This window comes from Ancylobacter defluvii, from assembly GCF_018390605.1.
Lineage (GTDB): Bacteria > Pseudomonadota > Alphaproteobacteria > Rhizobiales > Xanthobacteraceae > Ancylobacter > Ancylobacter defluvii.
Genome location: NZ_JAHBGD010000018.1, coordinates 24,753 through 34,850, shown reverse-complemented (window position 1 = coordinate 34,850; position 10,098 = coordinate 24,753). Strand labels below are relative to the sequence as shown.

Sequence of the window (10,098 nt, the reverse complement as noted above, 5' to 3'; positions counted from 1 at the left end):
TCTATGCCGAACCGCGCACGCCCTTCGTCGCCGCCTTCGTCGGCGAGAACAACCAGATTCGCGGGCGTATCACCGCCGTCGAGAACGGCCTGGCGACGCTGGATACCCCGCTCGGCATGCTCTCCGGCCGCAACCCGGTCGGGCTGAAGGCCGGGGAGGAGGCCTTGCTGTTCATCCGTCCGGAGGCGCTGGCCCTGGCCGGCAACGGCGCCAGCAACGGCGCCGGCGCGCAGGTGGGCTTCGAGGGCGAGGCGCTCGATGTCGCCTATGAGGGCAGCGTGACGCATGTGACGCTGCGGGTGCGCACCGGCCAGAAGATCACCGCCACCATCGGCGGCGGCACGCTGCCCAGCAGCGGGGAGAAGCTGCGCATCGGCTTCCGGCCGCAGGACGGGCTGCTGCTCGCCCGTCCGGCGAGCCATTGAGCGGAGGGCGACATGGGAGCGACCGGCGGCCTCACTCTCGTCTTCGGGCTGCCGCTGGCGGCGGCCCTGTTCTTCTTCGCGCTCTCCGCCTATGAGCGGCGCATGGGGCTGACGACCGGCCTCGGTTTTTTCCAGCGCAACGGCCTCGCGGTCGGGCTCTATCTGGTTCTGGCGGTCGGCTTCTGGGTGTTCTTCGTCATCGTGCTTCCGCAGCTCTCGATGGTGGACATGTCGTTCCGCCCGAAGCTGCCGCCCGCGCAGATGGGTGGACCGAAGGACGTGTTCACGCTGGAGAATTACCGCTACTTCCTGTTCGGCTCGACCACATCGACCTCGAGCTGGAACTGGATCCATCTCAAGGCCTTCGCGCTCACCATCGGCGTGAGCATCGCCATCACCCTGTTCAATTTCGCTCTGTGCTACCCGATCGCCTTCCACATGGCGCAGTCCTCCGGGGCGGCGCGGCTGCGCATCCTCTTGCTGCTGCTCATCATTCCCTACTGGGTCAACGAGATCCTGCGTGCCTTCGCCTTCCGGGTGCTGCTGTCCTCCGGCGGCATCATCAACAAGCTGCTGCTCGGCTCCGGCCTCATCGTCGAGCCGATCGATTTCCTCGGCGCCGATATCGGCCTCTATATGGGGCTGTCCTACGCCTATCTGCTGATGATGGTGTTCCCGCTCTACAGTGCCATTGAGAGCCTCGACAAGAACCAGATCGAGGCGGCGCGGGACCTCGGCGCGCCGTGGTGGCACATCCATCTCAATGTGGTGATGCCGCATGCCAAGCCGGGCATCGCCTCGGGCTGCACGCTGGTGTTCATGCTATGCGCCGGCGCGCTCGCCGCGCCGCTGGTGCTCGCCGGGCCGCGCACGCTGTGGTTCACCCCCATCGTCTATGACCGCTTCTACCAGGCGTTCAACTGGCCGCAGGGCGCGGCCTATGCCTTCATCCTGCTGATCAGCTGCGTGGTGTTCGTGCTGGCGGTGCTGAAGCTGTTCCGCCTGAGCCTGGGCGAGATTACCCGATGATGGAGATCGTGCGATGACATCCGGGCCGCTCCAGCGCATCCTGTTCGCCGTCTATATCGTGGTGTTCTTCCTCTATCTGCTCGGCCCGCTGGCGGTGATGGGAATCTCCGCCTTCAACACCCCGCAATACCCGCAGGTCTGGCCGATCGAGGGCTTTACCCTCGACTGGTTCTCCCAGCTCTTCGCCGATCAGGACATGATGTACGGGCTGCGCACCAGCCTGTGGATCGGCGTGCTGGTGGTGTGCATCTCGGTGCCGATCGGGCTGGCCGGCGCCATCGTCATGACGCAGATCCAGCCACGGGTCCGCTCGGCCTATTATCTCGTGGTGGTGTCGCCCGTGCTGACGCCTGGCATCATCATCGGCATCTCCACCGTGGTGTTCTGGCGCGAATTCACCACGCTGACCGGCACGAGGTTCCTCTATGACGGCATCATCCTGACGGTGATCGGCCAGTCGAGCTTCATCTCCGCCTATTGCATGCTGATCATCCTCGCCCGCCTCCAGCGCTTCGACCAGGCGCAGCAGGAGGCGGCGCTCGATCTCGGCGCTACCTATCCGCAGGTGTTCCGCCACATCCTGCTGCCCTTCCTGCAGCCGGCTTTGTTCTCGGCGGCGATCCTGGCGTTCCTCTCCTCCTTCGAGAACTACAACACCACCACCTTCGCCATCCTCTCCGACAAGACGCTGACCACCGTGCTCGCCGGCCGGGTGCGGCAGGGCTCCACTCCGGTGATCAGCGCGCTGGCGGTGATCATCGTCGTGGTGACCGTCGTCGGCGCCATTGCCTACGAATTGTGGAAACGGCGGGCGGATGCCGCGGCGGGCCGGCGCCTGCGCGCGGCGCAAATGGCCGAGGAGAACGAACTCGCCGGCACCGCCGAGCCCGCCGCTGCCTGACGGCGGCGGCATCTCTCCCGTCCCCGGGCAGGAGAGGCGTCCTCCTGCCGTTCAAGGCGGCGGGAGGGCCGATTGCGAGACCGGCCGTTGCCGGTTGCGCTCAATCGGTCTTGTAGAGTTTGCCGAACTGTTCGGTGGAGATGGCGGCGACGAAGATGTCGCCATCGATGCCGGAGGCTCCCTTGGTTCCCGGCTGCCCGCCGGGCCCGATCGGGCCAAGTCCTCCCTGGGACCCGCTTCCGACGCACCACGGACGCGCATCCGCACCGCCGGAGCCACCGGGACCGCCATTGCCGCCGGGACCTCCCGAACCGGCACCGCCGGGTTGCGCGGCCGACACCAGCGGGCGGAACTTCTGCAGGAACACGCTCACCGCCTCGCTGGGCGCCAGCAGCGTCAGGGTTCCGCCATTGCCGCCCGGACCGCCCAATCCTCCCGGCCCGCCGGAGCCTCCTTGCCCCCCGGGATAGCCGTTTTCCGCCCCGCGGACGCAATTGCAGCAGTTCTGCGAGGCGTTGTCGCCGGAGCCTCCGGATCCGCCGTCACCGCCCTTCTGGCCTTGGCCGCCATTGCCGCCATTGCCGCCGCGAATATCGATGATCGGCCCGCTGCCCGGCATCTGAAGGACGGTGATCGTGAGCGCCGGCGCCGCGCTGCCCGGCTCCCCCGCCACGCCCTGGTCGCCCGGAAGGCCTTGTCCCCCCGCCTGTCGATGCGTGCCCGCCCGGCCGGTCGGCGCCTGGCCGGGCATGGCCGGTGTCGGCAGGTTGACGGCCCGCTCATAGGTGATGGTGCCGGGATTGGCGGCGTCTTCGGAAACGATCTCCTTGGCGACAAGGAAAAGATTGTTGCGCGAGGCCAGCGCCTTCTTGCTGAAGGTCAGCGTCGATCCCGACTTGAAGACGATGCGTTCGGCTTGAAGATAATATCCGTCAAAAAGTCGGTTCCCGGATATGGTGACGATCTTGAGGGGTTCCGAAATATCACCGCTGTTCTTGATGTCTTGGATGGCGGACGCGCGCGACAAATCATCCATCTCGGTTGATTTGATCTCGGTCTGTTGTGCGTAGGAAGTGGTCGCCATGGAAATGGTGACGAACGAAGAAAACGCGTAGGCAAGTATTTTATTCATGATTTCCCCCATTATTACTGAAATGATAGATAAATTGTGCAGCGAATGTAGATTTCGAGTGTTCTGTACGATCTCGAACAGAGAGTTCGTTTGATTTTTCTGGAAACTGCAGCGGTACGCGAAGGTAGTCAGGATCCGACGCTTTGTTCGGATCTGAAGGCGTCCGGGCAGGGCAAGCACTTGGCGCACATGGATCCGCATTGCGCGGGACTGCGCGATGACCATCGCGAGAATGATCATATCGAAGCCTTGTTGCAATTTAAAGTAGTGTTAATAGAAAATACTCTCAATAATTGAGATTGCGCCTCTTTCCCGGCAGCCCGTCGCGTAGCCGCTATTCGTGCAAATTCCTCAACGTCCCATGGCATCGGCTGGCGGGTATGCGGGTGAAGCCGAGATTATTCGGAGATACAATCGATGGTTGTCGCGGTGTCCGCGCAGTCATCCGTGTTCCGGCCGTCATGAAATCTCTTGCGATTAAGTCGCGTGCGACTATTTTAAAGGGCGGCGACCTTTCGCCAGTGAGGATCATTGCCATGAAAGGGCATGTAGATGAGACGTCTGACCGGCCCGTCCTGACACCCGCCGATCATGCCGACGCCACGTCGGGCGCCGGCGATGCCGGTCTCGACGACTTTCTCTGCTTCGCGGTCTATTCCGCCAACCACGCCTTCAACCGCGCTTATCAGCGGCTGCTCGACGCGCTCGGTCTCACCTACCCGCAATATCTCGTCATGTGGAGCCTGTGGCGTGCCGACGGGCAGAACGTAGGTGAGCTTGCCGGGCATCTCGATCTGGAATCGAGCACGCTGACACCATTGATCAAGCGGCTGGAAGCGATGGGCCTGGTGTCCCGCCGCCGCAGCATCGAGGATGGCCGCCAGGTGCATGTGTACCTCACCGGCGAGGGGCAGGCGCTGGAGGTCAAGGCAGCCGCGGTGCCGGTCGCCATTGCCGCCGCCACGGGGCTCGACCGCCCGGCGGTGGAGCGCCTGCGTGCCGACATGGCCCGGCTGCGCCGGACGCTGAAGGCGGCAAGACCCGGCTAGAAGGCACCCGGCTAGAAGTGGAGGGCGCGGCCCGTGGTGGTTTGGTCATGCGCGCCCGGTTGCAGGCTCCTGCTCGAAGACTCGGCTACCGTCCGCTGCTATGACCGGCGGCAGGACAGCCGAACGAGTCGCCAGACGATGGACGCCGTGCCGATCGAGATCGATATCCGCCTGCGTGATCTGCGCAATTTCTTCGCCACGCCGGATATCGATCCGTTTGCCGGCGAGGACATCGACGAATCCGGGATCGACCGGCTGATCGATCTGCTGACCGCCGAGCGCGGCTGGCGCCGTCGGCCGGTGCAGGCGCGGCTATATGTGGCGCAGACACCGGGCAATGCCACGCTGGCCCCGCGCATCGCCGAGGCGCTGGCGCGCTATTGCGACAGCAATCGCGACTATGCCGAGCGCAAGCTGCGCGAGACCCGGCGCCAGGGTTTGCGCACGCTCGCCGTCGGCATGGTGTTCCTTGCCTTCTGCATCGGTGTCGCGGCGCTGATCAACAGCTCGGCGCTTTCCGACATGCTGGTCGGTGAAATGCTGAGCGAAGGCGCCATCATCGCCGGCTGGGTGGGGCTGTGGCGGCCTGTCGAGATCCTGCTGTTCGACTGGTGGCCCTATGCGCGCGACCGGGCGCTCTATGCCAAGCTGCGCACGCTTGACATCACTGTGCTGCCGCTCGCAGCGGCGCGGTGAAGGCGGAGGCGGAGCCGTCGAGCCAGCGGTCGAGGAAGCTTTCCAGCCACCGCCGCACCCGCCCGTCATGCTGCAGTCGGTCGGTGAAATGGGCGCTGCGCGGACGGGCGCCGGGCAATGACAGCCGCTCGCTGCCATGCACCGTCCAGCGGCACATCATGTGATGCGTGACTTCCGGGTGGAATTGCAGCCCATAGGCGGCCGGCCCATAGCGGAAGGCCTGGTTGGGGAAAGCGTCGCCGGAGGCGAGCAGTTCGGCGCCGCGGGCGAGCTCGAAGCCTTCCCGGTGCCAGTGATAGACGTGGTTCGGCCAGTCATCGGCGACAGGACCCATCGCCCTGCCGGGCAGATCCTTGCCGGGCAGGTTCTGGTGGGGCAGTTCCGCCTGCGCCTCGCCGAGCAGCGCCCGGCCGACAGCGGTGGGACGCAGCGGATAATAGCCGATCTCCACCAGTCCCTCGGGATGCGGGGCCACCCGGGCGCCGAGATGACGCGCCAGCATCTGTGCCCCGAGGCAGATGCCGAGATAGGGCTTGGCCTCCTTCAGCGCGACGCCGATCCAGTCGATCTCGGCGCGCACGTAATCGTGGCAGTCATTGGCGCTTTGCGGCCCGCCGAAGATCACCGCGCCGGCATGCCCGGCAAGGGTGGCGGGCAGCGGGTCGCCGAGACAGGGGCGACGCACATCCAGCCGGTGTCCGCGCTCGACCAGCAGCCGGCCGACGCGGCCGGGCGAGGAATGTTCCTGGTGCAGGACGATCAGGATGTCGGAGCTTGGCTGTTGACCCATTCTCGTTCGTCGTCGGCGTGAATCCGCAACGCTGCGCTGCGGAATATGTCAGCCATCACGACATGATTTTCGAGCGGTTTCAAGGCGTCGACCATTAAAACCCAGCCGATGGCCGTGGTTTGTGGGCGCTGCGCCCGCGTTCATGCCTCGTCGAAGGTCTCTCGGATGCGCTTGCGGATCTCCACCCGGTCGCGCGAGGAGACGTTCAGCAACTCGGCGGCCCGCCAAACCAGATTGTCCTCGAACTCGGTGAGGCCGCCATCGGCATAGGCGACCTCGAACATCATCTCGATGACGCGCTTGCGGCCTTCTTCGTCCATCGCCCGGTTCAGCACGCTGGTGAAGGCGTAGAGATCCACCGCCTCGGCGTCGCGGGCGATCGCGGCCTCGAGCAGGTGCTCGGCCTCCTCTTCCTTCAGGCTGAAGCGGAAGCCGAGGATGCGCTTCAGCTTGTCCATCTCGGCGCCGCCGATGATGCCGTCGATGGTCACCACATGCACCAGCAACGCGGCGGCGGCGAGGCGATAATCGTTCTCGGCGAACTCCGGCTCGCGGGCGCCGCCGGCGATCTCGGCGATGAAATCGGTCAAACTGCGCAACATGCCGGCGCAAAGCTCCAGCGGCGGGGCTTCAAGGAACCCCGGTCGAACCAAGGGATGTGGGTGCGGCGGGGCTGGTTGCCAACCCCGCATTTTTGCGTATCGGAATTGCCGCTGCGGCGCAATGATCCCGGCGCCGCCGCGGATCGATCCTCGTGCGTTCGTGCAGGCGGGCCACACCGGCGGCGGGGGACTAAAAAGCCCGGCGAGGTCGAGGAACCCGCCGGGCGAAGTATTCGGAAGTTCAGGCCGGCCGGGACGATGTGCCTCCGACAGCCACTACCTTGGCGCCGCCGCGCGCCGGTGGCTGCCGTGGCCGCTAGGCGAGATAGGTGGCGTAGCGCGACACGTGATCGGCGAGGCCGAGCGCATGGTTGCGCACCAGCACCTCGGCGCTGTCGGTATCGCGCGCCTCCAGCGACTGGATGATGGCGAGGTGATCCTGGATCGAGCGGTCGGCGCGATCTTCCTCGGCAATGGTCTTGCGGCGGATCATCCGCATATGGGTGAACAGGTTCTCGGCGAGATTGACGAGGATGCCGTTGCCGCCCATGGCGATGATCGCCTGGTGGAACTGGATGTTCACCTCGGAATATTCGTCGAGCTTGGCATGGGGGGCGCCGTCCTCGAAGGTGGCGAACATCGCCCGCAGCGTGGCGATCTCCTCGTCGCTGGCATGCTGGGTGATCAGCCGGGCGGCCAGGCTCTCCAGCGCCGCCCAGACCTGGATCATCTCGATCACCTCGCGCTTGGTCTTGCGCACCACATAGATGCCGCGGCGCGGCACCGAATGGACAAAGCCCTCGCGCTCCAGCTGCGCCATCGCCTCGCGCACCGGGGTGCGGCTGACGCCGAGGCTCTGCGCCAGCTGGCGCTCGTCGAGCCGGACCTCGTGCGGCTGGTCGTAGATATTGAGCGAGACGATGACGTCCTTCAGCGCGGCATAGGCGCGGTTCTTGAAGGTCGAGGTGTCCTCGAGCGGCGCGACGGCGAGCTTGGCGGCGCCGATGCCGACGCGCTGGATGTTGGTTTCGATGCTCATTGTCCGGCTCGCGTCCGCAGCCGGATGGCCGGCACGGCGGCGCCGCGCGGGCGGGATATCCCGGCATTGTTGGTGGTGGTCATTGGCGTTGCCTCCCAGTCCCCGAATGCATGGCTTGCTCCGACATGCCGCGCCGGCCGCCTTGTCGGCGTGTCACGGCTTGGGCGGTAGGTCCGGATGTGTGCGGTTCCGGCTGGGGTAACCGTCACCGGAATGCCGGCCCGGACAGGTGTCCGGTGCCGGCCGGATCGACGCCCGCCGCGCGGATGGCGCGGCGGGCGGTGTTGCAGCCTGGGTCAGGCCGGCTGCGCGACGCCGCGCACACGGCTGATCAGGTTGGAGATCAGCGGCCACACGCCGGCGAGAAGGCCGATACCCATGATCGTCGCCACCAGCGGGGTGGACCAGAACACGCTGAGCGAGCCGGCCGATCCGAGCAGCGACTGCCGGAAGGCTTCCTCGGCGCTGTCGCCTAGCACGATGGCCAGCACCAGCGGGGCGAGCGGGTAGTTGGTCTTCTTCAGCACATAGCCGATCACGCCGAACACCAGCATCATCACCACGTCGAACACGTTGTTGTTCACCGTGTAGGCGCCGATTGCGCAGATCACCAGGATCACCGGAGCGATGATCGAGAAGGGGATGCGCAGGATCGAGGCGAACAGCGGCACCGTGGTCAGCACGAGGATCAGGCCGACGATGTTGCCGAGATACATGGAGGCGATGAGGCCCCACACGAATTCGGACTGCTCGACGAACAGCATCGGGCCGGGCTGGAGACCCCAGATCAGCAGGCCGCCGAGCAGCACCGCGGCGGTCGGCGAACCGGGCACGCCCAGCGCCAGCATCGGCAGCATCGCCGAGGTGCCGGCGGCGTGCGCGGCGGTCTCGGGGGCGATGACGCCCTCGATCTCGCCATTGCCGAAGTTCTTGCCGGTCTTCGACACGCGCTTGGCGACGCCATAGGCCATGAAGGAGGCCGGGGTGGCGCCGGCGGGGGTGATGCCCATCCAGCAGCCGATGACGCAGGAGCGCAGCGAGGTCGCCCAATACTTGGGCAACGTCTTCCAGGTGTGCCACACCACCTTGGCGTCGATCTTCGCCGCCTTGCCGCGGAACTCCAGGCCTTCTTCCATGGTCAGCAGGATTTCACCGATGCCGAACAGGCCGATGACCGCGATGAGGAAGTCGAAGCCGTTCAGCAGTTCCTCGGAGCCGAAGGTCAGGCGCAGCTGGCCGGTGACCATGTCGAGGCCGACGGCGGCGAGCGCGAAGCCGATCATCATCGACACCACGGTCTTGGCCGGCGGTTCCTTGCTCATGCCGACGAAGGAGGCGAAGGCGAGGAAATACACCGCGAACTTCTCGGCCGGCCCGAAGCGCAGGGCGAACTGCGCGACCAGCGGCGCGATCATCGTGATCATGACGATGGCGACGAAGGCGCCGACGAAGGACGAGGTGAAGGCGGCGGTGAGCGCCTCACCGGCGCGCCCCGAGCGTGCCATGGGATGGCCGTCGAACGTCGTGGCCACCGACCATGGTTCGCCGGGAATGTTGAACAGCACCGAGGTGATGGCGCCGCCGAACAACGCGCCCCAGTAGATGCAGGTCAAGAGGATGATCGCCGAGGTCGGCGACATGGAGAAGGTGAGCGGCAGCAGGATGGCGACGCCGTTGGCGCCTCCAAGACCCGGCAGCACGCCGATGATGACGCCGAGCAGGATGCCGACGGCCATCAGCAGGATGTTGAATGGATCGGCGGCGATGCCGAATCCATGCCAAAGATTGACGAAATTCTCGAACATGAGCGCTTTCCCTCGAGCCGGACCTGGCCGGCCTCACGTGCTTTTTCTGAGGTCAAAGCCCGAGCATGGCTTCGATGGGCCCCTTCGGAAGGGGAATGAGGAACCAGCGTTCCAGCGTGGCGTAGAAGAAGGCCGGGACGCCGAAAGCGACGGCGATCGTCAGCGGCCAGCCATAGCTGCCGAGCCACTTCATGAAGACGGCGATCAGGATCACCGACGGCACGTAAATGCCGAGGAACGGTACCAGCGCCACATAGACGGTGGTCGGCACCAGCACCTTGAGCACCTGGCCGAGCTGCTTCCATTCGGTAAACAGCGCCTTGGGATCCTCACGGGTGCCCTGCACGATGTTTATCAGGCTGCAGCCGCAGATGATCAGGCCGACATAGAAGGGAAAGAAGCCGGCTTGCGGGCCATCGGGCCCCCATCCGAAGCCGACGATGTAACTGCCATAGACGACGATGAGGCCGAACAGCAGGGTCAGCAGGCCGACGCCGATCTCGGCATTGCGCTGCGTGGGTCCCGTGCCGGCGCCGTGGGATGTTTCGCTCATGTTTTGCTCCGCAATCCTGATCACGATCCGACGGTCCGGCGGGATGTCTCCCGCCGGTGCCGGATCGGCGCATTCTC

Annotated in this window: 11 protein-coding genes; 5 read left to right on the top strand and 6 right to left on the bottom strand. The window is 65.5% G+C overall.

Going from position 1 to position 10,098, the window contains the following annotated elements; all coding sequences use genetic code 11:
* The 3 genes from KHC24_RS14145 to KHC24_RS14135 form a co-directional block, all read left to right on the top strand.
* Nucleotides 1-425, top strand: a 425-nt coding sequence (locus KHC24_RS14145; RefSeq protein ID WP_213363954.1) for a TOBE domain-containing protein, incomplete at its 5' end; no start/stop codon positions are given.
* Nucleotides 426-437: 12 nt separating this feature from the next.
* Complete coding sequence (locus KHC24_RS14140) at nucleotides 438-1,454, top strand: ABC transporter permease (protein ID WP_213363953.1); 1,017 nt, start codon at nucleotides 438-440, stop codon at nucleotides 1,452-1,454.
* Nucleotides 1,455-1,467: 13 nt separating this feature from the next.
* Complete coding sequence (locus tag KHC24_RS14135; RefSeq protein WP_213363952.1) at nucleotides 1,468-2,355, top strand: ABC transporter permease; 888 nt, start codon at nucleotides 1,468-1,470, stop codon at nucleotides 2,353-2,355.
* Between the two features lie 100 nt (nucleotides 2,356-2,455).
* Here the strand turns inward: KHC24_RS14135 and KHC24_RS14130 are convergent, their stop codons facing one another.
* Nucleotides 2,456-3,727: a hypothetical protein gene (locus KHC24_RS14130; RefSeq protein ID WP_213363951.1), complete on the bottom strand. Its 1,272-nt coding sequence runs from the start codon at nucleotides 3,725-3,727 to the stop codon at nucleotides 2,456-2,458.
* Between the two features lie 296 nt (nucleotides 3,728-4,023).
* Between KHC24_RS14130 and KHC24_RS14125 the strand changes: the two genes are divergently transcribed.
* Nucleotides 4,024-4,536, top strand: a complete 513-nt coding sequence (locus KHC24_RS14125) for a MarR family winged helix-turn-helix transcriptional regulator (RefSeq protein ID WP_213363950.1) — start codon at nucleotides 4,024-4,026, stop codon at nucleotides 4,534-4,536.
* Between the two features lie 138 nt (nucleotides 4,537-4,674).
* Nucleotides 4,675-5,232, top strand: a complete 558-nt coding sequence (locus KHC24_RS14120; protein WP_213363949.1) for a hypothetical protein — start codon at nucleotides 4,675-4,677, stop codon at nucleotides 5,230-5,232.
* On the opposite strand, the gene KHC24_RS14115 is transcribed toward KHC24_RS14120, so the two are convergent.
* The 5 genes from KHC24_RS14115 to KHC24_RS14095 all read right to left on the bottom strand — a co-directional run bounded on the left by KHC24_RS14115 (nucleotide 5,201) and on the right by KHC24_RS14095 (nucleotide 10,021).
* Nucleotides 5,201-6,022 (bottom strand): glutamine amidotransferase, encoded by an 822-nt coding sequence (locus tag KHC24_RS14115; RefSeq protein ID WP_213363948.1) that lies wholly within the window; start codon nucleotides 6,020-6,022, stop codon nucleotides 5,201-5,203. The two genes, KHC24_RS14120 and KHC24_RS14115, sit on opposite strands and share 32 nt — an antisense overlap.
* Before the next feature lie 140 nt (nucleotides 6,023-6,162).
* Nucleotides 6,163-6,624 carry a tellurite resistance TerB family protein gene (locus KHC24_RS14110; protein WP_213363947.1) on the bottom strand — a complete coding sequence of 154 codons (462 nt, stop codon included), beginning with the start codon at nucleotides 6,622-6,624 and terminating at the stop codon, nucleotides 6,163-6,165.
* A 316-nt stretch (nucleotides 6,625-6,940) separates the two neighbouring features.
* On the bottom strand, nucleotides 6,941-7,663 hold the full coding sequence (locus tag KHC24_RS14105; RefSeq protein ID WP_213363946.1) for a GntR family transcriptional regulator: 723 nt from the start codon (nucleotides 7,661-7,663) through the stop codon (nucleotides 6,941-6,943).
* 296 nt (nucleotides 7,664-7,959) lie between these two features.
* On the bottom strand, nucleotides 7,960-9,468 hold the full coding sequence (locus tag KHC24_RS14100) for a tripartite tricarboxylate transporter permease (protein WP_213363945.1): 1,509 nt from the start codon (nucleotides 9,466-9,468) through the stop codon (nucleotides 7,960-7,962).
* A gap of 52 nt (nucleotides 9,469-9,520) precedes the next feature.
* Nucleotides 9,521-10,021 (bottom strand): tripartite tricarboxylate transporter TctB family protein, encoded by a 501-nt coding sequence (locus KHC24_RS14095; RefSeq protein ID WP_213363944.1) that lies wholly within the window; start codon nucleotides 10,019-10,021, stop codon nucleotides 9,521-9,523.
* Between the last annotated feature and the right edge of the window lie 77 nt (nucleotides 10,022-10,098).

Bases quoted from the DNA above. Each gene is read 5' to 3' on its own strand.
- KHC24_RS14140 (WP_213363953.1), top strand. From the start codon at position 438: ATGGGAGCGACCGGCGGCCTCACTCTCGTCTTCGGGCTGCCGCTGGCG.
- KHC24_RS14135 (WP_213363952.1), top strand. From the start codon at position 1,468: ATGACATCCGGGCCGCTCCAGCGCATCCTGTTCGCCGTCTATATCGTG.
- KHC24_RS14130 (WP_213363951.1), bottom strand. From the start codon at position 3,727: ATGATCATTCTCGCGATGGTCATCGCGCAGTCCCGCGCAATGCGGATC.
- KHC24_RS14125 (WP_213363950.1), top strand. From the start codon at position 4,024: ATGAAAGGGCATGTAGATGAGACGTCTGACCGGCCCGTCCTGACACCC.
- KHC24_RS14120 (WP_213363949.1), top strand. From the start codon at position 4,675: ATGGACGCCGTGCCGATCGAGATCGATATCCGCCTGCGTGATCTGCGC.
- KHC24_RS14115 (WP_213363948.1), bottom strand. From the start codon at position 6,022: ATGGGTCAACAGCCAAGCTCCGACATCCTGATCGTCCTGCACCAGGAA.
- KHC24_RS14110 (WP_213363947.1), bottom strand. From the start codon at position 6,624: ATGTTGCGCAGTTTGACCGATTTCATCGCCGAGATCGCCGGCGGCGCC.
- KHC24_RS14105 (WP_213363946.1), bottom strand. From the start codon at position 7,663: ATGAGCATCGAAACCAACATCCAGCGCGTCGGCATCGGCGCCGCCAAG.
- KHC24_RS14100 (WP_213363945.1), bottom strand. From the start codon at position 9,468: ATGTTCGAGAATTTCGTCAATCTTTGGCATGGATTCGGCATCGCCGCC.
- KHC24_RS14095 (WP_213363944.1), bottom strand. From the start codon at position 10,021: ATGAGCGAAACATCCCACGGCGCCGGCACGGGACCCACGCAGCGCAAT.